Raw genomic sequence first — 23,551 nt, 5'->3', positions numbered from 1 at the left:
GTGAATACTATGCTAATCCGTCTGGGATATGGGCTTATTATTCGGTCATATGACTTGCGCCGTCTCTGGCGATAGTTTCGCCAGGGCAAGCGCGTGGCTGCGCGCCGTCGCCAGCAGTTCGTCCGACAGTTCCGGATTAACCCCCGCGACGCTGCGGGCCAGCGACAGGCCGCCGACCAGCGTCGCCAGCAGGGCGATCGCCTGGGCGCGGGCCGACCGGACGCTGCCGTCGCTGTGCGCATCTGGCGTCGCGAAGGCCAGGGCAAGGTCGGTCAGATAGCGCTCCAGCCCATCGGCGTAGGCGCGGCGCACTTCGGCGTCCTCGCGCGAAACGTCGGCGCCGAAGGCGACCATCGGGCAGGAGGCGCCGCTGGCGTCGCGCGCCCTGGGCGAGAGGTAGTGGGCAATATAATCGTCCAGCGCCGCGCGTCTCGCCGCCGCATCTGGGCCTTCGCCGATCCGCGCCAGCCGCGCGACGGCGAGGTCAAAATTGTGCGCGAGTGCGCAGGCCTGCAGATCGGTTTTGGATGAGAAGTGATTGTAGAAGCCGCCGTGGGTCATGCCGGCGGCGCGCATGAGTTCGGCGACGCTGGGGCCGTCGAGGCCCCGCTCGCGAAACAGCCGCGAGGCCTGGGCCACTACTTCCGCCTTGTTCGCCTCCGCTTTCTTCCGGCTGATGCGCATGACGAAAGCCTGCCCTCCTTGCCCTGCCAGGGCGGGCCAGAATGGCCGCCGCAGACGGGTCAGATCAAACCATGGCGCGGTCTCCGCCAGCGGAGCCTGCCCCGGATCATGTCCGGGGCGCCCGGACGGAATTGCCTGCCGCCATCGACGCCAGGAAGCCTGTCGGGCCTCTTGACGAATGATGATGCTTGTCATCATTGATTGATGACGATTATCATCATAGCGGCCGCCGCCACCTGTGTCGAGCGGATCGCAGCTTTACCGGCCCGTGGCCGCACTCTGGAGTGAAATATCATGCTGGCGCAGACAATGGCGGCCGCACTGGCGCGACGCGGGCTTCACTACGGCTGGGTCGTGGTGACGGTTACCTTCCTCACCAGCCTCAGCATCGCCGGAACCGTTGGGCTTGGCGGCGTGTTCATCACGCCCATGGCGCGGGAATTTGGCTGGAACGCCGCCGATCTGTCGAGCGTCTTCGCCATCCGTCTGTTGCTGTTCGGTCTGATGGCGCCCTTCGCCGCCGCCTTCATGGAACGCTATGGCGTCCGCAACATCATCGTGCTGGCGCTGGCGCTGGTGATCGGCGGCATGGCCGCCGGCGTCGTGGCGACCAGCCTGTGGCAGTTCGTGCTGCTGTGGGGCGTGGTGGTTGGTTTCGGCACCGGGCTCACCGCGATGGTGCTGGGCGCCACGGTGGCCAGTCGCTGGTTCGAGGAGCGTCGCGGCCTGGTGCTCGGCCTGCTGACGGCGGCGGTGGCCACCGGCCAGCTTGCCTTCCTGCCGCTCGCCGCCTGGCTGACCGAGCATTTTGGCTGGCGCATGGCCCTGGCCCCCACCATGATTTCGCTGGGGCTGGCCGCCGTGCTGGTGCTGCTGTTCATGCAGGACAGGCCGGCCGATGTTGGCCAGCGCGCCTTTGGCGCGGCGCCGCTGCGTCCAGGCGAGACGCCGGCCCCGCCGCCCGCCCGCACGGGCAATGTCGGGGCGGCGGTGGCGCGGGCATTCAGCATTTTGAACGAGAGCGCCCGCAGCCTGCCATTCTGGGTGCTGTTTGGCACCTTCTTCATCTGTGGCCTCAGCACCGCCGGCCTGGTGCAGACCCACTTCATTTCCCTGTGCGGCGACTTCGGCATGCCCCAGGTCGACGCCGCCTCGACCCTGGCGATGATGGGCGCCTTCGATTTCGTTGGCACCATTCTCTCCGGCTGGTTGTCCGACCGTTACAACAACCGCAACCTGCTGTTCTGGTACTACGGTCTGCGCGGCCTGTCGTTGCTGTGGCTGCCGCAGAGCGCCTTCACCTTCTACGGCCTGTCGCTGTTCGCCATGTTCTATGGTCTTGACTGGGTGGCGACGGTGCCGCCAACGGTCAAGCTGGCCGGCCGCTATTTCGGCGCCGAGAAGGCTCCGCTGGTGTTTGGCTGGATTTTCGCCGGCCACCAGATCGGCTCCGCGGTCGCGGCCTGGGGCGGGGGGCTATCGCGCACCCTGCTCGCCAGCTATCTGCCGGCCTTCTACATCGCCGGCGTCATGTGCCTTGTCGCGGCCGCCTCGGTGTTCCTGTTGCGGGACAGGCGGGCGCCGGCGCGGGAAGCTCCGGCGCCTGCCTGAGCCATTTCCCCGATAACAAAAACGGCCCGGAGCATCCGCTCCGGGCCGTTCGTTTGTTTGCCAGCGCCATGGCGCGTGGGGATCAGCCGCCGACGTTCAGGGCCGCCAGCGCCGCCATGTTGACGATCTCGCTGTCGCGCGCGCCAAGCGGCGCGATCTGCACGGCGCGGTCAAGGCCGACGATCAGCGGGCCGATCACCGTGGCGCCGCCGAGCTGCTCCAGCAACTTGGTGGAGATGGCGGCGGAATGGATCGCCGGCATCACCAGCACATTGGCCGGGCCCTTGAGACGCGAGAACGGGAACTGCTTCATCAGGTCTGGATCGAGCGCAACGTCAGCGGCCATTTCGCCTTCGTACTCGAAGTCGACATGGCGCTGGTCGAGAATGCGCACGGCTTCGCGCATCTGCCCCGAACGCTCGCCCTCGGGCTGGCCGAAGGTGGAGAACGACAGCATGGCGACGCGCGGCTCATGGCCGAGACGGCGGGCGGCGTTGGCCGCCTGCACGGCGATGTCGGCCAGTTCCGTGGCGGTCGGCATTTCGGCGATGGCGGTGTCGGCCACCAGCGTCATGTGCCCGCGCGACAGCACCATGGAGAGGCCCATCACCCGATGGCCGGGCTTGGTGTCCAGCACCTTGCGCACGTCGTTGAGCGCCTGGGCGTAGTTGCGCGTCACGCCGGTGACGATGGCGTCGGCGTCGCCCATGGCGACCATGGCGGCGCCAAAGTAGTTGCGGTCGTTGTTGACCAGCCGCTGGCAGTCGCGCAGCAGGTAACCCTGGCGCTGCAGCTTGTTGTAGAGGTACTGCGCGTAGGCGGGGTTGCGGTCCGACAGGCGCGAGTTGTGGATCTCGATGCCATCGCGGCCGTCCAGCTCGATGCCGGCGTTGGCGGCGGCGGCGCGCACCAGCTCCTCGCGGCCCACCAGAACGGCTGTGCCCAGGCCCTGGTTGACGAACGAGACGGCGGCGCGGATCACCTGCTCCTCTTCGCCCTCGGCGAAGACGACGCGCTTCGGCTGGCGCCGCACGCGCTCGAACACGCCCTGCAGCACGCCGGCCACCGGATCGCGGCGGGCGGAGAGCTCATTGCGGTAACGCTGCATGTCAACGATCGGGCGGCGCGCCACGCCGGTGTCCATGGCGGCCTTGGCCACAGCCGGCGGCACCGTGTGGATCAGGCGCGGATCGAACGGCACCGGAATGATGTATTCGCGGCCAAAGCGCGGGCGCGTGCCCTGATAGGCGGCGGCGACCGCGTCCGGCACGTCCTCGCGGGCGAGGGCGGCGAGCGCCTCCACGGCGGCGACCTTCATCTCCATGTTGATGCGGGTGGCGCGCGCGTCGAGCGCTCCGCGGAAGATGTAGGGGAAGCCGAGCACGTTGTTCACCTGGTTCGGGTAGTCCGAACGGCCGGTGGCGACGATGGCGTCGTCGCGGATGGCGTGCACCTCTTCCGGCGTCACTTCCGGATCAGGGTTGGCCATGGCGAAAATGATCGGGTTGGGCGCCATCGAGCGGATCATCTCCGCCGTGAAGGCGCCCTTGACCGAAAGACCCATCACCGCGTCGGCGCCGACGAAAGCCTCTTCCAGGGTGCGCGCGTCGGTCCTGGCCGCATGCGCTGACTTCCACTGGTTCATGCCTTCCTGGCGGCCCTGGTAGATCACCCCCTTGGTGTCGCAGAGGATGACGTTCTCCGGGGCAAAGCCCATGGCCTTGATCAGCTCGACGCAGGCGATGCCCGCCGCGCCGGCGCCGTTGACCACCAGCTTCGTCGTCTTCGGATCGCGGCCGGTCAGGTGCATGGCGTTGAGCATGCCGGCGGCGGCGATGATCGCCGTGCCGTGCTGGTCGTCATGGAACACCGGAATGTCCATGAGCTCGCTCAGGCGCTCCTCGATGACGAAGCACTCGGGCGCCTTGATGTCTTCGAGGTTGATGCCGCCGAACGAAGGGCCGAGATAACGCACGGCGTTGATGAAGGCGTCCGGATCCTTGGTGTCGACTTCCAGGTCAATGGAGTCCACGTCGGCGAAGCGCTTGAACAGCACCGACTTGCCTTCCATCACCGGCTTGGAGGCCAGCGCGCCGAGATCGCCGAGCCCGAGGATCGCCGTGCCGTTCGAAATCACCGCCACGATGTTGCCGCGCGCGGTGTAGTCGAAGGCGCGCGACGGATCGTCCGCGATCGCCAGCACCGGCACAGCCACGCCCGGCGAATAGGCCAGCGACAGGTCGCGCTGGGTCGCCATCGGCTTGGTCGGAACGATCTCCAGCTTGCCGGGGCGGCCGTTGGAGTGGAAATCGAGCGCTTCCTGGTCGGTGAAGGTCGGGCGCGCCTGGCGGCGCGTGGGCTTGTCGGTCATGGCGGAATTCTGTGCTCTTTGTTCTGGTGTCGGCGCGGGTGAGGTCGTGAAACCTTGTCCGGCTCCGCGCCCCGCTCAAAGACGAGGCGCCGGAGAGTAGGCGCGCGGTGACGTTTCCTCAAGCGCGCGCGACGACAATTTCGCGCGTTCTGGCTGTCTATTGGCCCATAAGACTGGAAAGGGCAAAGTTTCTTTCGTCCAATGCCGGTCAAAGCTTCGCGGCCAGCGGGCGGGGGCCGTCTTTCCGGTTTTCGGGAGAGCGGGCGTTTGGCGACGCTTGTGCACAGTCGGCGATGCGGCGACGGCGCCATTCTTCCCAGAAGTGCAGTAGCTTGCCGCTGTCATAGTGGATTCTTTTCCGGACTCCCGCCGTTGCGCGGCGCGGACGTCCGGCCCGAGCAGGAAGGCAAGCCGCAAGCCCATGGCTGACGCCCAAACATCCGCCCGCCAGGAAACCGATGCGTCCGCCAGCCGCGTGACGCCGATGATGGCCCAGTATCTGGAGATCAAGGCGGCGCACCCGGAAGCGCTGCTGTTCTACCGGATGGGCGATTTTTACGAACTGTTCTTCACCGATGCTGAAGAAGCCTCGCGCACCCTGGGCATCGTCCTGACCAAGCGCGGCAAGCACCAGGGCGAGGACATTCCCATGTGCGGCGTGCCGGTTGAGCGCTCCGACGAGTATCTGGAGCGCCTGATCGCCGCCGGACACCGGGTCGCCGTCTGCGAACAGACGGAAGATCCGGCGGAAGCCCGCAAGCGCGGCGGCAAATCCGTAGTGAAGCGCGACGTCGTGCGCCTTGTCACCCCCGGCACCGTCACCGAGGAGCGGCTGCTCGACCCCGCCCGCTCCAGCCTGTTCGCCGCCGTGGCCCGCCAGCGCGCCGACGATGGCTGGACCTACGCCGTCGCCGCCACCGACATCACCACCGGCCGCTTCAGCGTCACGGAAACGGAGGCGGGCGGACTGGCCGCCGAACTTGCCCGGCTCGACCCGCGCGAGATCGTCGTACCGGACGCCATCTATGATGATCAGGACCTCGCGCCTTTCTGGCGGGAAAGCCGCGTGCTGGTAACGCCAATCCCGCGCGACGGTCTTGACCCGGCTTCCGCGGCGCGCCGGTTGCAGGAATATTATGGCGTCGCCTCGCTGGACGCCTTCGGCAGTTTCTCCCGCGCCGAAACCGCCGCCGCCGCCGCCGCGCTGGCGTATGTGGAGCGCACGCAATATGGCGCCCGCCCGGCGCTGTCGCCGCCCTCGCGCGGCGCCACGGGCGGCATTCTCTCGGTTGACGCCGCCACCCGCGCCAATCTGGAGCTGGTCCGCACCCTTGGCGGCGAGCGCGCCGGCAGCCTGCTGGCCACCATCGACATGACCCTGACGCCCGGCGGCGGCCGCCTGCTGGCCGAGCGCCTGGCCGGGCCGCTGACAGACCTCGCCCGCATCCGCGCCCGCCATGACGCGGTGGAGGCGCTGGCCGGCGACAGCCTGTTGCGCGGCGCCCTGCGCGAGCGGCTGAAGGCGGCGCCGGACATGGCCCGCGCCCTGTCGCGCCTCACCCTGGATCGCGGCGGCCCGCGTGATCTGGCCGCCCTGTGCGCCGGTCTGCAGGCCGCGCACGGCCTTGGCCTGCTGCTTGGCGGCAATGGCGGGCTGCCGGAGGAAATTGCGGGAGCCGGCGCGCAATTGCGGGCGCTGGACACCGGCGTCGCTGACGCGTTGTCCGCCGCCCTGGCAGACGAACTGCCGCTGCTGAAGCGCGATGGCGGCTTCGTGCGGGAAGGCTATGACGCGGCGCTCGACGAGGCGCGCCTGCTGCAGGCCGACAGCCGCCGCTACATCGCCGCGCTCCAGTCCCGCTATGCCGCCGAGACTGGCGTGCGCACCCTGAAGATCAAGCACAACAACATGATCGGCTATTACGTCGAAACGCCCCAGGCGGCGGGCGAGACGTTCCTGCAGCCGCCGCTGAACAGCCTGTTTGTCCACCGCCAGACCATGGCCGGGGCCATGCGCTTCTCCACCGTGGAACTGGGCGAGCTGGAGGCGAAAATCGCCTCGGCCGCCGACCGGGCCCGCGGCGTCGAGCTGGCGGTGTTCGATCGCCTGCGCGCCCTGCTCATCGACCATGCCGGGCAAATCGTCGCCGCCGCCGCCGCCCTCGACGCGCTCGACGTCACCGCCGCTCTGGCCGAGCTGGCCGTCGAGCGCCGCTGGGTGCGCCCGGTGGTGGACGGCAGCCTCGCGTTCTCTCTGGAAGACGCGCGCCATCCGGTGGTGGAGGCGGCGCTGAAGCGCCAGGGGCAGCCCTTCGTCGGTAATGACAGCGATCTGGCGGCGCCGGACGCCGCCGCCGGGCGCATTGTCGTGGTCACTGGTCCCAACATGGCCGGTAAATCCACCTGGCTGCGCCAGAACGCCCTTGCGGTGGTGCTGGCGCAGATGGGCGCCTTCGTGCCGGCCCGCCGCGCCCATATCGGCGTCGTCGACCGCCTGTTCAGCCGTGTCGGCGCCGCTGACGATCTGGCGCGCGGCCGCTCCACCTTCATGGTCGAGATGATCGAGACGGCCGCCATTCTCAACCAGGCCGGCCCGCGCGCTCTGGTGATCCTCGACGAGATCGGCCGCGGCACCGCCACTTTCGATGGCCTGTCCATCGCCTGGGCGGCGATCGAGCACCTGCATGCGGTCAACCGTTGCCGCTCGCTGTTCGCCACCCATTATCACGAGCTGACGGCGCTGTCGGAGCGGCTCGACCGGGTGGCCAACGCCACCATGCGCGTCACCGAATTCCAGGGCGAGGTGGTGTTCCTGCACGAGGTGACGTCCGGCGCCGCAGACCGCAGCTACGGCATCCAGGTGGCGCGTCTCGCCGGCCTGCCGATGTCGGTGGTGGAGCGGGCGAAGCAGATTCTCGCCGAGCTGGAAAAGGGCGACCGGGAAAAGCCGGTGTCGGCCCTGATCGACGATCTGCCGCTGTTTGCCGCCGCGCCGCGCCTGGCCGCGCGTCCTGCTGTCGTTGAAGAGCCGGCAAGGCCGGATCCGCTGCGCCAGGCCCTGGCGGCCATCGATGTCGATGACCTGTCGCCACGGGCGGCGCTTGACGCGCTCTACAACCTCAAGACCCTGCTGCGCGACTGAGGCGGTTTCAGGCCGGGCGGTCGCGCCGCGCGGCAAGGGCGCTGGTGGTCAGCTCCACCGCCAGGGCCAGCACGATGATGCCCGCGCCGACGCCGAACAGCAGCGGATAATCATGGGTGCGGGCGAATACCCATGAGAAAATATAGCCGGCGGCGGCCTGGCCAACGGCAAAGCCAACCGTGGCGATGCGCCAGCCGTCGGGAATCCGGTCAGCCCGCGCAACTTCCCGCAGCCGGCCCATGGTCAGCACGGCAACCCCCGGCACAAAGGCGCCGATCAGGATGCTGGATGCCGCCAGCAGGACGGGGTTCGCCGAGACGGCGAGCACGCCGACGCCGAGCATCTGCAGCACAAGGCCAACGCGCAGCGTGGCGCGGAAGCCGAAATGATCGCCGCAGGCGCCCGTGATCACCGGCCCGAGCATGGCGCCCACGCCAAACAGCGCCCAGTACATGGCGCCGCTGGTCAACCCCCAGTTCAGCCCGCGCGCCACATAGTCGGCCAGGAAAATCATGTGCGGCACCAGGCCAAAGGCGGAGAGCGCGTAAACGGCGTAGACGCCGGCCAGCAGCGTCGCCACGGCGGCGGGCGAGCGGCCATGCGGCGGCGGCGCGTGGACGGCGGCGGCCCCGGCGGGCTGTTTTGCCGGCGCCGGCGGCCAGCCGCTCCAGCCCATGGCCGTGACGATCAGGCAAGCAACGCCGAGCGCGATCCAGGTGAAGGTGAGCCCCTGTGTCACCAGCCATGGCACAAGCAGCGCCCCGAGCGTCACGCCGATCGCCGGCCCGACGAAGATCATGCCGGAGGCAACGCCGCGCCGCTTCTCTGGCACGAATGGCAGCACGAACGGCGCCGCCGTGACCAGCGCCACCGCCCCCGCGAAACCCGCGAGAAAACGCCAGAACGAGAACCACAGAAAGGATGACGGCCAGGCGCAGGCGAAGAAGCTGATGGCGCACGCGACCATGGCGGCCCGCAGCGCCAGCCTCGGGTTGTCCGCGGCGAGCTTGCGCGACAACAGGGCGCCAATGAAATAGCCGGCAAGATTGGCCGCGCCGATGTAGGCGGCCTCGGACTGGTTGAACCAGTTCTGCCCGACCAGCGCCGGCATCAGCGGGGTATAGGCAAAGCGCGCCAGGCCAATGCCAATGAACATGGCGCACATGGCCGAGGCCGTCAGTCGCCAGGGCGGCGGAACAACGGGGGCTCCAGTGGCGGCGGGGGACGGTGCGGGCTGGGACGTTGTCTGGCGCATGCCGCAACCATACACGGACCAGGCCAGGTGACGAGCGGGCCGCCGGGCCTGGGGGGCGTTCCCCCCAGGCGAAAAACGCATGCCCGCATTTGCCGGCGATGGGCGCCGGCGAATGCGGGCAGGTCTTGAGGGCAGGTCTTGAGGGCAGGTCTTGTGGGGCAGTCCTGAGGGGCTGCCTCGCGCCTCAGCCTTGTTCGCGCGTCAGCTTTGGGCGACGTCCTGGAAGTACGGCTCGACGGCGCCCTTCAGCTTCACCGCCATGGGCCGGCCCCGGCGATCGACCGTGTTGCCAACGCTGAGCCGCACCCAGCCCTCGCTGACGCAATATTCTTCCACATTGGTCTTCTCGACGCCCTTGAAGCGCACGCCAACGCCGCGCGCCAGCGCGGCTTCGTCATGGAACGGGCTGTCGGGATCGACGCTGAGACGGTCGGGCGGGGTGGCGGTCTGTTCGCTCATCTTCTCTTCCATTACGCGGCGTTCGCGCAAACAGCGCTCCCTGGCGAAGCGGACGCCGCTTTGCGCCAGGCAACACATCAGGTCAGCGGGGCAGGGCGGTCACTGGCCTGGATGAACGGAACGCGTTCCATTCCTGCTCCAGATCCTGCCCCAGGTCCCGCCCCATGTCATGCGGGGCCGGCTCATACCCCGATCCGGGCGGCCGGCGCAATGCGCGTCAGTTCAGGAACGGGTTAAACTGCCGCTCCTGGCCAAAGGTGCTCATCGGGCCGTGGCCGCAGATGAAGGCGATATCGTCGCCGAGCGGCAGCAGCTTTTCCTTGATGGAGCGGATCAGCGCGTTGTGGTCGCCGCCGGGCAGATCGGTGCGGCCAACGGAGCCCTGAAACACCACGTCGCCCACCAGGGCGATGCGCTGGTCGTCATTCACCAGCACCACCGAACCGGGCGAATGGCCAGGGCAGTGGTAGATGTCAAACGTCGCGCCGCCAATCGTCACCTTGTCGCCTTCCTCCAGCCAGCGGTCGCTGGCGAGGTTGCGCACGCCGCCGATGCCCCACTTCTGGGCCTGCAACTCGACATTCCGCATCATCTCGGCGTCGGCCCTGTGCGGCCCCTCAATCTTGACGCCCAGTTCTTCCGCCAGCTCGGCGGCGGCGCCCACGTGGTCGATGTGGCCGTGGGTGATGATGATCTTCTCGACCTTCACGCCAGTCTGTTCCAGCGCCTTGCGGATCAGGTGCGGGTCGCCGCCGGGGTCGACCACGGCGCCGGCCATGGTGTCCTCGTTCCAGATGATGGTGCAGTTCTGCTGGAACGGCGTCACCGGCACGATGGCGGCGCGCAGGGGGAATTCCGGCCGGTTGTTCTCGTCGCTCATGGGCGCTTCCTGAAAATGCGGCGGGGGGCCCCGCGTGGTGATCTTCCTCGGTGGCGATCTTGCTGGCGATATGGGTAACGGCATTCGGCGGCCGTGACCAGCCGCGGGCCAGCCGGGAAATCGCGGCTCATAGGCGCGGCGGCGGCTTTCGATGCTGAAGCCGTTTCCCTCCGGCGGGAACTTGTTCTATGGATGCGCAAAATCTGGATGGTTGAGGGGTTGTGGTTCGCCGCGCCCCCTTTTTTCTTTGGCGCATTTTCCGGGGCCGGTGGCGTCTGACCCGGAAACTGGCGCGGTGGAGTGGTCATGGGCTTCAAATGCGGAATCGTTGGTTTGCCAAATGTCGGCAAGTCGACCCTGTTCAACGCGCTGACGCAGACTGCGGCGGCCCAGGCGGCCAATTACCCGTTCTGCACCATCGAGCCGAACGTCGGCGACGTGGCCGTGCCGGATGCGCGCCTTGACGCCCTCTCGGCCATCGCCGGTTCGCAGCAGATCATCCCGACCCGCCTGACCTTCGTCGACATTGCCGGCCTGGTGCGCGGCGCCTCGAAGGGCGAGGGGCTCGGCAACCAGTTCCTCGGCAATATCCGCGAGTGCGACGCCATCGCCCATGTGGTGCGCTGCTTTGAGGACGGCGACGTCACCCACGTCGACGGCAAGGTCGATCCGCTGGCCGACATCGAGACCATCGAGACCGAGCTGATGCTCGCTGATCTGGAGAGCCTCGAGAAGCGCATTCCAGGCCTGGAAAAGCGCGCCCGCGGCGGCGACAAGGAGGCGAAGGAGCAGATCGAGCTGGTCAACAGCGCCCTGGTGCTGCTGCGCGACGGCAAGCCGGCCCGCATGCTTGAGGTGAGGCCGGAAGAGGAGTTCGCCTTCCGCCAGCTCGGCCTGCTCACCTCCAAGCCGGTGCTCTACGTCTGCAACGTCGAGGAAGCCTCGGCCGAAAACGGCAATGACCATTCCGCCAAGGTGTTCGCCCGGGCAAAGGAAGAGGGCGCGCGCGCCGTTGTCGTTTCCGCCGCCATCGAGAGCGAGATCGCCGTGCTGCCGGAGGAGGAGCAGAAGGACTATCTGGAGGCGATCGGCCTGACCGAGCCTGGCCTCAACCGCGTCATCCGCACCGGCTACGATCTGCTCGGCCTCATCACCTATTTCACCGTTGGCCCCAAGGAAGCCCGCGCCTGGACGATCACCACCGGCACGAAGGCCCCGAAGGCCGCCGGCGTCATCCATACGGATTTCGAGAAGGGCTTCATTCGCGCCGAAACCATCGCTTACAACGACTACGTGACGTTGAAGGGCGAGGCCGGCGCCCGCGACGCCGGCAAACTGCGGCTTGAGGGCAAGGAATATGTCGTCGCTGACGGCGACGTGCTGCACTTCCGTTTCAACAACTGAGTAGCCGGAACTGCGGCGCGGGCTGCAATTCACCCGCCGCCGCCGTTTCTCCATGCGTCGTCATCTCCATACGCCATCTCGCCATGGGTCAGGGCTGCTGACAGCTGGCGAGCGGCTGGGCGCCGGAAGGCGCCTCCTGGCTTCAGCCCGCCCAACCCGTCATGGCCGGGCCTGGCCATCCACGCAGCGCGTACAGGCGCAGCGGAACAACGCCTCTCCATCCGGCTTTCCGTGGCTGGCCGCAACAGGCGCGGCATGGCGCGGGAAAAAATGCCAACATGCCATCGGGCGAGTTGCTGGGCGCGGGCAGCCGGCCGTACATTCCGCATGTCCGCGCCCACCGGCCGCCAAGGCCAGTGATCGTTGCAGCATCTGGAAAAGCCCGCGGTCGCGGCGCATGTTTGCGCCATGCAAATTCCCCACCTCCACGACTGGACTGTAACCCCGCGCCAGGCCATCGCCCTGCAAAAGCAGCTTGCCGAAAGGCTCGTGCTGGATGCGCCGCTGGATCTTGCCGCTGTCCGTCATGTCGCTGGCGTTGACGTCAGCGTGCGGGAGGGGCTGTCGCGCGCCGCCGTGGTCGTACTGTCTTTTCCTGACCTGCAGGTGGTGGAAACCGTTCTGGCCGATGCGCCAACGCCGTTTCCCTATGTGCCCGGCCTGCTGACGTTTCGTGAAGGGCCGGTGCTGGAAGCGGCGTTCGCCCGGCTGGAAACGGAACCGGATGCCTTCATTTTCGATGGCGCCGGCTGCGCCCATCCGCGCGGCATCGGCGTCGCCAGCCATATGGGGCTGTGGCTGGGGCGCCCCAGCGTTGGCTGCGCCAAGACCCGGCTGACCGGCTGGAGCGCCGGTCCCGGACCATTGCAAGGCGAGGCGGCAGCCTTGCTGGCGCGACCGCCGACGGCAAAGGAGCCGGCGCCGCCGTCCATTGGCGTGGTGCTGCGCACCCGCGCCAATGTGGCGCCGGTCTATGTCTCGCCTGGCCATCTGATCGATCAGGCCGGCGCCGTGGCGCTGGTCCGGGCATGTCTTGGGCGCTTCCGCCTGCCCGAGCCGGTGCGCGCCGCCCACCGGGCAGCCGCGCTGACGGCAGCCAGCCAGCCGGCGCTTTCCGGCTCGTAACGGGGCCCGCGCCACCCGGCCTGAGGCAGGCGGCGCCACAGCATTTCCTGCAAAACCCGAGGCGACGTTTGCTTACTCGGCCTGAGGCAGGCGGCGCATGGTGAACTGCACCAGATTGTCGCCGACGATGCGCCAGTTCTCGATTTCCGAACGCCAGCGCGCCCGTGGGTAGCGGGCGAGCCAGTCGCGCGCCGTTTCCCGCGCTTCCGCTGGCGGCAGGGTAAAGCACTCACGTCGCCACAGGCTCAGATTGACCACAGGGGCCGCATCATGACTGGCCTCATGGGAGAAGGGGGGAGCCGTCGCCGCGGGTAGCCCTTCGCCGGGGCCTTGCGGGCTGGTCTGGTCCCGGCGCGCCGCGAAGCGCCGTGCGATCATTGCGGGGTTGGATCTGCTGTCCGCCATGGCTGCCTCCCTGCAAGAGACATGGAGTCCACTGTTCACGCCATGACAGGTTAGCGTGACGGGCGGATGAAAGCGACAGCCCCGGCGCCCGTGTTGCGCATTCGGTCGGCGCCGGCTGGCGCTTTTGCAGGCGGCGCCACCATTTTGCCAGGCAGAAGCGGGAAACGGCCCCAACAAACCGCCCGGGCGCCAGCATCGCGCCCTTCGCCATCATGCCGGGGTTGTCCCGGCCATGATGGCGATATCCGCATTCACAACCCCCGCATTCCCAAACCCAACGCCCGCCCGGCGCACGAAAGCGTCGACGCCCGTGATGCATGGCGGGATTGATGACGGGTGGCGGCGCGGCTGCCAGGCGCAACGCCCGGCCGGGGCGCCGCGGCAGGTTCTCTGCAACTGCTGCGGGCGTATTTTATATATTATTTCAGGGACGGCCCCGCAGGCGAAAACCGGCGCCACACGGATAAATCTATAATTATACGCATTCAGGCAGCGTCGCGCTGGCGCGGTGAATGTCAGTTATCTTGATGATTTTAATAAATTATTGCCATACTCAACCCTCGCAAACCGTCCGCCGCCGCGCGCCCGCCATCCGGCCTCTTGCGCGCGTCCGGCGCTTCTGGAAACTGGAGGCAGCAGATCATCATTTTAATAGATAAAAGGAGACGCGGATGGCGCGCCTGGACCAGACCCCCGCCAATCAGGTTGAAGGCCTTGCAATGCCGCCGTCTTCCGCCGCGCCCGTCACGCTGTCGGTCGCTGGTTTCATTGACGCCGGCCTGCGCCATGACTGGACCCGGGAGGAGGCGCAGGCAATCTACGACGCGCCGTTCAACGACCTGCTGTTCGCGGCGCAGACCGTCCATCGCCGTCATTTCGACCCCAATCAGGTCGAGCTGGCCCGCCTGCTCAGCATCAAGACCGGCGGCTGCCCTGAAGATTGCGGTTATTGCAGCCAGTCTGCCCACCACGAATCGGGTCTGAAAGCCTCGAAGCTGATGGAGGTGGAGCGGGTGCTGGCCGAGGCGCGCAAGGCGCGCGACGCCGGCGCCACCCGCTATTGCATGGGCGCCGCCTGGCGCAACCCCAAAACCCGCGACATGGACGCGGTGGTGGCCATGGTGCAGGGCGTGCGCGCCATGGGCATGGAAACCTGCATGACCCTGGGCATGCTGACGCCGGATGACGCATCGCGCCTCGCCGACGCCGGGCTCGACTACTACAACCACAACATCGATACCTCGCCGGCCTATTACAGCAAGGTCATCACCACCCGCGCCTTTTCCGACCGCCTGCAGACGCTGGAAAACGTGCGCAACGCCGGCATCAAGGTGTGCTGCGGCGGCATTGTCGGCATGGGCGAGGAGGCGGAAGACCGCGTCGGCATGCTGCTGACCCTGGCCAATCTGCCGGCCCACCCCGAGAGCGTGCCGGTGAACATGCTGATTCCGATCGCCGGCACGCCGCTGGAAAACGCCCCGCCGCTCGATCCTGTCTCCTTCGTCCGCACCGTCGCCACGGCCCGCATCATGATGCCCGAATCGGTGGTGCGCCTGTCAGCCGGCCGCACCGCCATGAGCGACGAAATGCAGGCCCTGTGCTTCTTTGCCGGGGCGAATTCCATCTTCGCCGGCGACACCCTGCTCACCGCCGACAATCCGGAGCAGGATTCCGACATGGCCCTGTTCCGCCGCCTCGGCGTCCGCGCCGCCCGGCTGACGCTGGAAGAGCCGGCGCACGCCCAAGATCACGCCCATGAGCGCGCCGCCCCGCAGCGCGACGTGCTGGACCTCGGCCCGGCGCCGTTGCCGGCGGAAAACGGCGGTTGTGGTTGTGGTAGCTGTGGCTGCGGCGCTTCTGCCTGAAGCCGCCGCCTGAAGCCGGAAGCGCTTCAGCCCGCCGCCATGTCCGTCGCGCGCGCCAGCAGACCGGCGCGCGCCGCCTTGCCCTCGGGGCAACCGGCTTCCAGCCAGTGTGCCCTGAGCGCCGCCATCATGGCGCCGACGGCGGGGCCGGGCGCGACGCCCAGCGCCAGCAGATCAGCCCCACGCAGGGGAAACGCCGGCGCGGACGCAACGCCGGAGGCCAGCGCCGTCACATACTCCCGGGCGTCGTCCTGAGGCTCGAACCAGGGCTCGCCATCGGCAAGGGCGGCGGCGTCGGTCAGCGCCTGGCCGCCCATCCCGGCCGCCATGGCCCGTGCTGCGGTCAGGGTCAGGCGCCTGGCGTCATGCAGGCGCTCCTGGGCCCGGGCCAGATTGCCGAGGCGCCCGGCTTCGGCGCCAGAGAGCCGCAGCCGCTCCTGCAATGCCCGCGCGTCTTCCGCCACCCGCACGGCGCACGCCGCCAGCCGCAGCAGCGCATCGGCCGGCGCGCCGCGCCGGGTTTCGCTGGCGACAAGCCGCGCCAGCCGTCCGGGCTCCGCGACAATGCCGGAAACGCGATGCAACAATCCGGCGCCGGACATCAGCGTGATCGCCTCCGCCGCGCCAGGGGCCGCCAGCAGCTTCAGCAATTCAGCCCGCACCCGTTCGCGCGACAGTTGGTCGAGCCCGTCGCGGCAGGCGATGGCGGCGGCAAAGCCGTCTGCGTCCGGCGCGCCCTGGCTGAAGCGGGCGTGAAAGCGGAAGAACCGCAAGGTCCGCAGGTAATCCTCACGAATTCGCGTCGCCGCATCGCCGATGAAGCGCACCCTCGGCCCACGCCCGCCGGCCGGCTCGCCAAGGTCCGCCAGCCCGCCGGCCGGATCATGCAACCGCCCCTGGCCGTCCAGCGACATGGCGTTGATGGTGAAGTCGCGACGCAGGGCGTCGGCGTTGAAATCCTTGCCGAAGCGCACCTGGGCCCGGCGGCCGTCGGTTTCCACATCCTCGCGCAGGGTGGTGATTTCGAACGGTTCATGATCGACGATGACGGTGACCGTGCCATGGTCGATGCCGGTGGGAACGGTTTTCAGGCCGGCGCGCCGCGCCCGCGCCATGGTCTCTTCCGGCAGGGCGGCGCCGGTCAGGTCAATTTCCGTCACCGGCAGGCCCAGCAGGGCGTCGCGCACCGCTCCCCCGATGATGCGCAGATCTTCGCCGTTCCCGTCCAGCGCCGCGAACAGCCGCGCCACCCGGGGGCGTTGCAGCAGCGCCTGCAGGGCTTCGCGCTGGTTCGGCGTCAGGGTGGCTGATGTCACTGGAAACCGCCTGGTTTGAGCTGTCCGTTTTCCATGCGTGGCGGCGCGTAGCCGCCGGGCGCGCGGTTCTGCGTCAGGCCGGTGAACACCATCACCGCGACGACGAGGCCAAGGCCGGCGACGGCGAGCCACAGCGTCCGCCCGTCCCACGGCGCGCGGGTCAGCGGATTGCGCCGGCGCAGCAGCAGGTAAATGGCGAAAACCGCAAAGGGGGCAAGGAACAGCGCCAGCTGTTCGAGCACGATCCGGCTCACCCGTAAAACTTCTGGTACATGTTGTGAATGATGCCGGCGGTGGCGCCCCAGATGAAGCGTTCGCCATAGGGCATGGCGTAATAGCGGCGCAACTGGCCCTGCCACTCGGCCGAGCGCAGCTCATGGTTGATCGGGTTCATCAGGAAGGCGAGGGGCACCTCGAACGCCGCTTCCACCTCATCGGGGTTGAGCGTCAGGCGGAAGCCGGGCTCGACCACGCTGACCACCGGAATGATGCGGAAGCCGGACCCTGTCAGATAAGGGTCAAGATAGCCGAGTGGCGTCACGAAGCGCCGGCCAAGGCCGACCTCTTCCTCGGCCTCGCGCAGGGCGGCGTTGAGCGGCGTGCCGTCTTCCGGGTCGACCTTGCCGCCGGGAAACGCCACCTGGCCGGCGTGGCTGCGCATGGCGGAAGGGCGCTGGGTCAGCAGCACCGTCGGATCGGGCCGGCGCACCACCGGAATCAGCACGGCGGCGGGCCGGGCGGCCTTTTCATCAAACGGCGGGGTGAAATCGCTGTTGAGCGCATGGTCGCCGCCGGGGTTGGACAGCGGCCCGCCGATGGCTGGCGGCGCGGCGTAAAGGTGGGCGCGGCCGCGCGCCATGAAGCTGTCCAGACTGTATGGCGCGGCGCTGTCCCGGTCTCCGTTTCCCGCCGCCTTCTGCTCCGCCAGCATCCCGATCACCATTGTTGTTATCGTTGTTGTATCAGACGGCCAGTTCACTGATGCGCGCCATGGGGAAGAAGCCGCCATTGCTGCGCACGCCGAACAGCGGCTCGCCGCCGTCCGTCGCCGGCTGCTCCACGCCCAGCTCCGCCAGATCATACATCAGCGCCCGCTTCACCAGCGCCCACAGATCGCCGCGCACCCGCACATAAGGCTTCAGCCCGCCTTCCGCGTCACGCTCGAAGCGCAGCGGGTGGTCGGGCCCCACGCTCACCACATCGTCCACATTGGTGCGGAAGCTGATGGCCTGGCTGTCGCCAGCGCCCTGCACCGCCATTTCCACGGCGATGAACGGCGCGTCCTCCACCTGAATGCCAACGCGCTCCACCGGCGTCACCAGCACGTAACGCTCCGGATCCTTGCGCAGGATCGAGGCGAACAGCTTGACCAGCGCATGCCGGCCGATCGGCGTGCCCATGTAGAACCAGGTTCCGTCAGCGGCGATGCGCATGTTGATGTCGCCGCAGAACGCCGGGTTCCACTTTTCAACCGGCCGCGGCGGCGCCGGGCCGTCAGCATCGCCCACGGGGCCAAGCGCCGCGAACAGGCTCTCCAGCCCGGCAGGCCGGCTGGCCTGCGGGCCATTCGCCTGGCCGCTGGTTGCAGGACTGTTGGCGTTTCCCGGTTTTCCGGCGACCTGGTTCACATGCTTCTCCCGGCCCGTCTGTCTGATGCCCGGCGCGCATCATAGACCACGACGCGCCGTAAGGAAAAACCGGCTTGCCCTATTGCGGGCTCTTTGGCGTGAATTGATGCGGCCGGCGGTATTTGCCGTCTGGAGCCGGTCGTCCAGGTTTCGCATCCGGATTTTGCAGCCGGCGCTGGCCAAAGCAGGATGCGCGCGCCGGCAAAGCATCGTATGCAGGAACAGCGCGGGTCCGTGAAACGCCGGCCCCGCGGCGACAGGTTTCTGGCAAAGTTTCAGGCAGGATTCCCAGGCAGGAATCCCAGGAGAGCAGCGCGCATGACGATCCAGCCCACCGGGCATGCGGGATATGGCCCCGGCGACACACAGACGTTCGCCGGCGCGCGGGTGGTTGAAGCCCCGGCGACGTCCGGCGAGGCGGTTGACCAGACGCTGGCGGCGCTGGCGCGGGCGCGCGCGGCCATCGGCGGGGTCATCTTCGGCCAGCAGGCGGTGATCGACCAGGCGCTGGTGACGATTCTCGCCGGTGGTCATGGCCTGTTTGTCGGCCTGCCGGGCCTGGCGAAAACCCGCCTCGTCGATGCGTTGGGGGTGGTGCTCGGTATGGAGACGCGGCGCGTGCAGTTCACGCCCGACCTGATGCCCTCGGATATTCTCGGCAGCGAAATCCTCGATGAGGACGAGCACGGCCGTCGCTCGTTCCGCTTCGTGCGCGGCCCGGTGTTCGCCCAATTGCTGATGGCTGACGAAATCAACCGCGCCAGTCCCCGCACCCAATCGGCCCTGTTGCAGGCCATGCAGGAGCGCCACGTCACCGTGGCCGGCGAGCGTCACGACCTGCCGGCGCCGTTCCATGTGCTGGCGACGCAAAACCCCATCGAGCAGGAGGGCGCCTATCCGCTGCCGGAAGCCCAGCTCGACCGCTTCCTGCTGCAGATCGACGTGCCCTATCCGGACCGGGATGCGGAGCGCCGCATCCTGCTGGAAACCACCGGCAACGACGAGGCGCGCCCCCAACAGGCGCTCACCGCCGGCGAACTGTTGCAGGCGCAGCGCCTGGTGCGGCAATTGCCGGTGGGCGAGCAGGTGGTTGAGGCTATCCTCGACATGGTGCGCGCCGCCCGCACCGACGGCGGCGACGCCGGAATCGCCAGCCATCTGTCCTGGGGGCCAGGTCCCCGCGCCAGCCAGGCGCTGATGCTGGCGGCCCGCGCCAGGGCGTTGCTTGATGGCCGCCTCGCGCCTTCCCTCGACGATCTGGCCGCGCTGGCCGGGCCGGTGCTGCGCCACCGCATGGCGCTGACCTTTTCCGCGCGGGCCGATGGCGTCTCCATCGCCAGCCTGATCGACCGCCTCGTGGCGCGGCTGGGCTGAGCCGATGGCGCGCGTCAGGGCGCAGGCCGTTTCCGTCGCCGGCTTGCTGGCGTCAGGGCGTCAGGGCGAGGCTGCGGCCGCGCCGGGCGCCGTCGAACGGGCGCGCGCCCTGGCGGACCGCCTGCCGCGCATCGTTCTGGAGGCGAGGCGGGTCGCGGCTTCCGTCTCCGGCGTCCACGGCCGCCGCCGCGCCGGAGTTGGCGAGAATTTCTGGCAGTTCCGCCCCTATGCGCCGGGTGAATCCGCAGCGCGGATTGACTGGCGCCGCTCCGGTCGCGACGACCGGCTGCACGTGCGCCAGCGCGAATGGGAGGCGGCCCAGACCGTGTGGCTGTGGGCCAACCTGTCGTCCTCCATGGGCTTTCGCTCCAGCCTCGCCATGGAGAGCAAGGCGGGTCGCGCCCTGACGCTCGGCCTTGGTCTCGCCGGCGCCCTGGCCCAGGCTGGCGAGCGCGTCGGCCTTCTGGGAACCGGCCAGACGTGCGGCGGACCCACAGCGCTGGAGCGGTTGGCTGGCGCCTGCGCCTTGCAATTGCGCGAAACCGGGGCGGATCAACCCGATCTCCCCCCCGGGGTCAGCGTCGCCCGCGCCGCCGCCATCGTGATGGTCAGCGATTTTCTCAACCCGCCGGAAGCGCTTGCGGCGCGCATCGGCGCGCTGGCCCACCAGGGCGCGCGGGGGCATCTGGTGCTGATCGCTGATCCCGTCGAAGAGAGCTTCCCGTTCTCTGGCCAGATCATGCTGGAAACCGCCGACGGCGCCGAACGGCTGCGCATTGGCGACGCCAGCGGCTGGGGCGATGGCTACCGCGCCGCTCTGGCCCGCCACCGGGCGGAGCTGGCGGCGATCGCGGCGCGCTGGGGGTGGTCGCTGACCCTGCACCGCACCGACCGGCCGGCCAGTGAGGCGGCCCTGCGGCTGCTGACGCTGATGGGGGCGCCGCTGGCGCAGCACCCGGACGCCCCGCGTTCTGGCGGGAGCGGCGCATGATCGGGTGGCTGGCCAGCCTGTCGTTCGCCGCGCCGCTGGCGTTGCTGGCGCTGGCCGCGCTGCCGGCCATCTGGCTGCTGCTGCGCGTCACGCCGCCGGCCCCGCGCCATCTGGTGTTTCCGCCGCTGAAACTGTTCGCACACCTGCAAGCGCGGCGCGAAACGCCGGCCCGCACGCCCTGGTGGCTGACGGCGCTGCGCCTGCTGCTCGCCGCCTGCGTGATTCTGGCGGTGGCCGGGCCGGTGTGGAACCCGCGCGCCGGCGATGACGCCGCCGGCCAGGCCAGCGCGCCGCTGGCGCTGGTGATCGACAGCGGCGCCGCGAGCGCCCACGACTGGGCGACGCGGGTCGATCTGGCCAGCCGGCTCGTGGAAGCAGCCGGTCGCGCTGGCGCGCCCATCGCTTTGTTCGCCACGGCCGAAGCCCCGGCTCCCCAGGCGCCGGAAACCGCCGCCGCTGTTCTGCGCCGGCTTGGCGCGCTCGCCCCCCAGGCCTTCGCCCCCGACCGTCTGGCCTGGCGCGACCACATCCGCGCCTGGCTGCAATCCCAACCCGGAGCCCGCGTGGTCTGGATCAGCGATGGCGTCGCGGTGGCCGGCGGCCAGGCCGCCGCCGCGCGCCAGTTCGCCAGCGATCTCACCGACGCCTCAGGCGGCCGGCTGATCGTCCATGGCGATGCGCCCGCCGCCGCACTGGCGCTCGCCGGCGTTGTCAATGGCGCCGAGGGCCTGGAGGCGCGGGTCATCCGTCCAGCCGCCGCGCCCGGTGCGATCCAGGGGAATGTGCGCGCCTTTGACATGCGCGGCCTGCCGCTGGGTGAGGGCGCATTTGCCCTGGCGTCCGGCGCGGCTGAAACCCAGGCGCGCATCAATCTGCCCATCGAGATGCGCAATCGCGCCGCCCGCCTCGATATCGTTGGCCAGCAGACCGCCCAGGCCGTGGCGCTGCTCGACCGGCGCAACCAGCGTCGCCGCGTTGGCCTTGTCACCGGCGTCACGTCGGATCTGGCGCAACCGCTGCTGTCGCCCACCTGGTATGTCGACCGGGCGCTGGCCCCCACCGCGGAAATTCGCGAGCCGCGCATGGGCGCCTCGGCGGCGATTGGCGCGCTGATTGACGAGCAGGCCTCGGTGATCATCCTTGCGGACGTAGGCGGCCTCGAACCGGCGATGCGCCAGCGGCTGGAGGCGTGGGTACGCACTGGCGGCGTGCTGGTGCGCTTTGCCGGCCCCCGGCTCGCCGCGACCGGCGGCCCGGACGTCGGGGCGCCGGGCGACGCCGGCGCCTATAATCTGGTCGATCGCCTGCTGCCGGTGCGCCTGCGCGGCGATGGCCGTAATCTTGGCGGCGCCCTGTCGTGGGAGACGCCGAAAACCCTGGCGCCCTTCAACCGCGAGGGGCCGTTCGCCGGCATCGACGCGCCGGAGGAGATCACCGTGCGGCGCCAGCTGCTGGCGGAGCCGGATGGCGATCTGCCTGGCCGCACCTGGGCCTCGCTGGCCGATGGCACGCCGGTGGTGACGGCGCGGCGCGATGGCGAGGGGCTGCTGGTGCTGTTCCACGTCACAGCCGACCCGTCCTGGTCCAGTCTGCCCATGTCCGGCGCCTTCGTGCAGATGCTGCAGCGCATCGTCGCCATGGCGCCCGATGCCGCCGCCCTGGAGCGTGAGCCGCCCGCCGGTCAGAACGCGGGTGAGGAAGCCGGTGAACAGGGCGTCGTCCAGGCGCCGACCCAGCCCGCGGCGCTGCCGCCCCGGCGCATTCTGGACGGTTTCGGCCTGTGGCGTGATCCGCCGGCGACAGCGCGCGGCGTGGCGGCGGATTTCGCCGGTCGCGCCAGCCTCTCCCATCCGGCCGGTTTTTACGGCCCGGTCGCCGCTGGTCGCGCCGTCAATGTGCTGGAGGCGGGCGATGCGCTGGCGGCGATCGATTTCAGCGGCTTTGACGCCCGTTCATTGACCGCCCGCACCGCCCGTGACCTGCGCGATCCGCTGCTGCTGCTGGCGCTGGGCCTGTTCCTGGCCGACTGCCTCGCCACGCTGCTGCTCGGCGGCGGCCTGATGCGCCGCCGTCCGGCCCGGACCGCCGCGCTGACGGCCCTGGCCGCCCTGGCGGGGCTGTGGCTTGCCGCCACGCCGGAACCGGCGCGCGCCCAGGGCATGCTGAACACGCCGCAATACCAGCTTCCCGACAGCTGGCGCGCGCCCGGCCAGATGCCGTCGCCGCGCGCCCGGCAGCCTGCGGCAAAGCCGCCGTCGCCGCCGCGCGCGGCCGCCAGCGGCTTCACGGCGCGTGATCTCGACGCCGCCATGGCAACCCGGCTGGCCTATGTCATCACCGGCGACGCCCAGGTCGACGCCATCAGCCGCGCCGGCCTCATTGGCCTGGGCGAGGCGCTGGCGCTGCGCACCTCCTTCGAGCCAGCCGCGCCGGCCGGCGTCAATCCGTCCACCGACGAGCTGGCGTTTTATCCGGTGCTGTACTGGCCGGTGGTGGCCGGGCGGCCGCTGCCGGACGCCGCCGCCCTGCGCAAGCTCGATTCCTATATGAAGGGCGGCGGCCTCGTCATTTTTGACACCCGCGACGCCATGACCGCGCGCCCCGGCGTCACCACGCCGGAAGGCGCGCAATTGCAACGGATGCTGCGCACCCTGGACCTGCCGGCGCTGGAGCCGGCGGCGCCAGATCACGTTCTCGGCAAGGCTTTCTACCTGCTGGATAATTTCCCCGGCCGTTACACGCGTGGCCAGACCTGGGTGGAGGCGCTGCCCAAACGGGCCGACGGCGTGCGGGCGCCAGCGCGCGGCGGCGACGGCGTCACGCCAGTCATCATCACCTCCAACGACTGGGCGGCGGCCTGGGCGGTGGACGCCAGCGGCCTGCCCATGGCGCCGCTGACCACCGACGGTCACGACAGTGAGGAGCGCCAGCGCGAACTGGCCCTGCGCGTTGGCGTCAACGTCGTCATCCACGCGCTCACCGGCAATTACAAGGCGGACCAGGTGCACCTTCCCGCGCTGCTGCGGAGGCTCGGCCAGTGA

18 protein-coding genes are annotated in these 23,551 nt (G+C 69.2%); 8 read left to right on the top strand and 10 right to left on the bottom strand.

From position 1 onward, the window contains the following. Window positions 1-45: 45 nt before the first annotated feature. Window positions 46-684 (bottom strand): TetR/AcrR family transcriptional regulator, encoded by a 639-nt coding sequence (locus ACERNI_RS10365; protein WP_448833216.1) that lies wholly within the window; start codon window positions 682-684, stop codon window positions 46-48. 294 nt (window positions 685-978) lie between these two features. Between ACERNI_RS10365 and ACERNI_RS10360 the strand changes: the two genes are divergently transcribed. Then, a complete protein-coding gene (locus tag ACERNI_RS10360; protein ID WP_448833215.1) occupies window positions 979-2,295 on the top strand; it encodes an MFS transporter in 1,317 nt (438 codons plus the stop codon). Between the two features lie 82 nt (window positions 2,296-2,377). On the opposite strand, the gene ACERNI_RS10355 is transcribed toward ACERNI_RS10360, so the two are convergent. Further along, the gene (locus ACERNI_RS10355) at window positions 2,378-4,666 is read right to left on the bottom strand and encodes an NADP-dependent malic enzyme (RefSeq protein ID WP_448833214.1); all 2,289 of its coding nucleotides are present in this window, start codon (window positions 4,664-4,666) and stop codon (window positions 2,378-2,380) included. Between the two features lie 421 nt (window positions 4,667-5,087). Between ACERNI_RS10355 and mutS the strand changes: the two genes are divergently transcribed. Then, entirely contained in the window at window positions 5,088-7,808 is a 2,721-nt protein-coding gene (mutS, locus tag ACERNI_RS10350; protein ID WP_448833213.1) for a DNA mismatch repair protein MutS, read from the top strand. 7 nt (window positions 7,809-7,815) lie between these two features. Here mutS and ACERNI_RS10345 read toward each other — a convergent pair whose 3' ends face one another. The 3 genes from ACERNI_RS10345 to ACERNI_RS10335 form a co-directional block, all read right to left on the bottom strand. Next, window positions 7,816-9,063, bottom strand: a complete 1,248-nt coding sequence (locus ACERNI_RS10345; protein ID WP_448833212.1) for a YbfB/YjiJ family MFS transporter — start codon at window positions 9,061-9,063, stop codon at window positions 7,816-7,818. A gap of 201 nt (window positions 9,064-9,264) precedes the next feature. Next, entirely contained in the window at window positions 9,265-9,522 is a 258-nt protein-coding gene (locus ACERNI_RS10340; protein ID WP_448833211.1) for a DUF3297 family protein, read from the bottom strand. A 217-nt stretch (window positions 9,523-9,739) separates the two neighbouring features. Then, window positions 9,740-10,402 carry an MBL fold metallo-hydrolase gene (locus tag ACERNI_RS10335; protein ID WP_448833210.1) on the bottom strand — a complete coding sequence of 221 codons (663 nt, stop codon included), beginning with the start codon at window positions 10,400-10,402 and terminating at the stop codon, window positions 9,740-9,742. A 306-nt stretch (window positions 10,403-10,708) separates the two neighbouring features. On the opposite strand from ACERNI_RS10335, the gene ychF reads away from it, so the two are divergent. Both ychF and ACERNI_RS10325 read left to right on the top strand, forming a co-directional pair. Beyond that, window positions 10,709-11,806, top strand: a complete 1,098-nt coding sequence (gene ychF / locus ACERNI_RS10330) for a redox-regulated ATPase YchF (RefSeq protein ID WP_448833209.1) — start codon at window positions 10,709-10,711, stop codon at window positions 11,804-11,806. 408 nt (window positions 11,807-12,214) lie between these two features. After that, the gene (locus tag ACERNI_RS10325) at window positions 12,215-12,931 is read left to right on the top strand and encodes an endonuclease V (RefSeq protein ID WP_448833208.1); all 717 of its coding nucleotides are present in this window, start codon (window positions 12,215-12,217) and stop codon (window positions 12,929-12,931) included. A gap of 72 nt (window positions 12,932-13,003) precedes the next feature. Here the strand turns inward: ACERNI_RS10325 and ACERNI_RS10320 are convergent, their stop codons facing one another. Continuing rightward, window positions 13,004-13,336: a hypothetical protein gene (locus tag ACERNI_RS10320; protein ID WP_448833207.1), complete on the bottom strand. Its 333-nt coding sequence runs from the start codon at window positions 13,334-13,336 to the stop codon at window positions 13,004-13,006. A gap of 719 nt (window positions 13,337-14,055) precedes the next feature. Between ACERNI_RS10320 and bioB the strand changes: the two genes are divergently transcribed. Then, complete coding sequence (bioB, locus tag ACERNI_RS10315; protein ID WP_448833269.1) at window positions 14,056-15,201, top strand: biotin synthase BioB; 1,146 nt, start codon at window positions 14,056-14,058, stop codon at window positions 15,199-15,201. Window positions 15,202-15,227: 26 nt separating this feature from the next. On the opposite strand, the gene ACERNI_RS10310 is transcribed toward bioB, so the two are convergent. Genes ACERNI_RS10310 through ACERNI_RS10295 form a run of 4 tightly spaced genes read right to left on the bottom strand, consistent with a single transcriptional unit; the run spans window position 15,228 to window position 18,145 of the window. Next, on the bottom strand, window positions 15,228-16,517 hold the full coding sequence (locus ACERNI_RS10310) for a CCA tRNA nucleotidyltransferase (protein WP_448833206.1): 1,290 nt from the start codon (window positions 16,515-16,517) through the stop codon (window positions 15,228-15,230). Further along, window positions 16,514-16,771, bottom strand: a complete 258-nt coding sequence (locus ACERNI_RS10305; RefSeq protein WP_448833205.1) for a DUF6111 family protein — start codon at window positions 16,769-16,771, stop codon at window positions 16,514-16,516. Before ACERNI_RS10305 ends, ACERNI_RS10310 begins: the two co-directional genes overlap by 4 nt. Continuing rightward, on the bottom strand, window positions 16,768-17,460 hold the full coding sequence (locus tag ACERNI_RS10300; RefSeq protein WP_448833204.1) for a CoA pyrophosphatase: 693 nt from the start codon (window positions 17,458-17,460) through the stop codon (window positions 16,768-16,770). Before ACERNI_RS10300 ends, ACERNI_RS10305 begins: the two co-directional genes overlap by 4 nt. A gap of 19 nt (window positions 17,461-17,479) precedes the next feature. Further along, the gene (locus tag ACERNI_RS10295) at window positions 17,480-18,145 is read right to left on the bottom strand and encodes a DUF1285 domain-containing protein (RefSeq protein WP_448833203.1); all 666 of its coding nucleotides are present in this window, start codon (window positions 18,143-18,145) and stop codon (window positions 17,480-17,482) included. A 318-nt stretch (window positions 18,146-18,463) separates the two neighbouring features. Here ACERNI_RS10295 and ACERNI_RS10290 point away from each other — a divergent pair, with 318 nt between their 5' ends. Genes ACERNI_RS10290 through ACERNI_RS10280 form a run of 3 tightly spaced genes read left to right on the top strand, consistent with a single transcriptional unit; the run spans window position 18,464 to window position 23,551 of the window. After that, window positions 18,464-19,519, top strand: a complete 1,056-nt coding sequence (locus tag ACERNI_RS10290) for an AAA family ATPase (RefSeq protein ID WP_448833202.1) — start codon at window positions 18,464-18,466, stop codon at window positions 19,517-19,519. Window positions 19,520-19,523: 4 nt separating this feature from the next. After that, a complete protein-coding gene (locus tag ACERNI_RS10285) occupies window positions 19,524-20,510 on the top strand; it encodes a DUF58 domain-containing protein (RefSeq protein WP_448833201.1) in 987 nt (328 codons plus the stop codon). After that, window positions 20,507-23,551 (top strand): DUF4159 domain-containing protein, encoded by a 3,045-nt coding sequence (locus ACERNI_RS10280; protein ID WP_448833200.1) that lies wholly within the window; start codon window positions 20,507-20,509, stop codon window positions 23,549-23,551. The genes ACERNI_RS10285 and ACERNI_RS10280 overlap by 4 nt, the downstream gene beginning before the upstream one ends.

This window comes from Camelimonas sp. ID_303_24 (assembly GCF_053543495.1).
The sequence above is the reverse complement of the archived record's forward strand: the minus strand, read 5'-3'. Positions and strand labels throughout refer to the sequence as shown.

Coding starts and splice junctions, on each gene's coding strand:
- ACERNI_RS10365 (WP_448833216.1), bottom strand. CDS start 684: ATGCGCATCAGCCGGAAGAAAGCGGAGGCGAACAAGGCGGAAGTAGTG.
- ACERNI_RS10360 (WP_448833215.1), top strand. CDS start 979: ATGCTGGCGCAGACAATGGCGGCCGCACTGGCGCGACGCGGGCTTCAC.
- ACERNI_RS10355 (WP_448833214.1), bottom strand. CDS start 4,666: ATGACCGACAAGCCCACGCGCCGCCAGGCGCGCCCGACCTTCACCGAC.
- mutS (WP_448833213.1), top strand. CDS start 5,088: ATGGCTGACGCCCAAACATCCGCCCGCCAGGAAACCGATGCGTCCGCC.
- ACERNI_RS10345 (WP_448833212.1), bottom strand. CDS start 9,063: ATGCGCCAGACAACGTCCCAGCCCGCACCGTCCCCCGCCGCCACTGGA.
- ACERNI_RS10340 (WP_448833211.1), bottom strand. CDS start 9,522: ATGAGCGAACAGACCGCCACCCCGCCCGACCGTCTCAGCGTCGATCCC.
- ACERNI_RS10335 (WP_448833210.1), bottom strand. CDS start 10,402: ATGAGCGACGAGAACAACCGGCCGGAATTCCCCCTGCGCGCCGCCATC.
- ychF (WP_448833209.1), top strand. CDS start 10,709: ATGGGCTTCAAATGCGGAATCGTTGGTTTGCCAAATGTCGGCAAGTCG.
- ACERNI_RS10325 (WP_448833208.1), top strand. CDS start 12,215: ATGCAAATTCCCCACCTCCACGACTGGACTGTAACCCCGCGCCAGGCC.
- ACERNI_RS10320 (WP_448833207.1), bottom strand. CDS start 13,336: ATGGCGGACAGCAGATCCAACCCCGCAATGATCGCACGGCGCTTCGCG.
- bioB (WP_448833269.1), top strand. CDS start 14,056: ATGCCGCCGTCTTCCGCCGCGCCCGTCACGCTGTCGGTCGCTGGTTTC.
- ACERNI_RS10300 (WP_448833204.1), bottom strand. CDS start 17,460: ATGGTGATCGGGATGCTGGCGGAGCAGAAGGCGGCGGGAAACGGAGAC.
- ACERNI_RS10290 (WP_448833202.1), top strand. CDS start 18,464: ATGACGATCCAGCCCACCGGGCATGCGGGATATGGCCCCGGCGACACA.
- ACERNI_RS10285 (WP_448833201.1), top strand. CDS start 19,524: ATGGCGCGCGTCAGGGCGCAGGCCGTTTCCGTCGCCGGCTTGCTGGCG.
- ACERNI_RS10280 (WP_448833200.1), top strand. CDS start 20,507: ATGATCGGGTGGCTGGCCAGCCTGTCGTTCGCCGCGCCGCTGGCGTTG.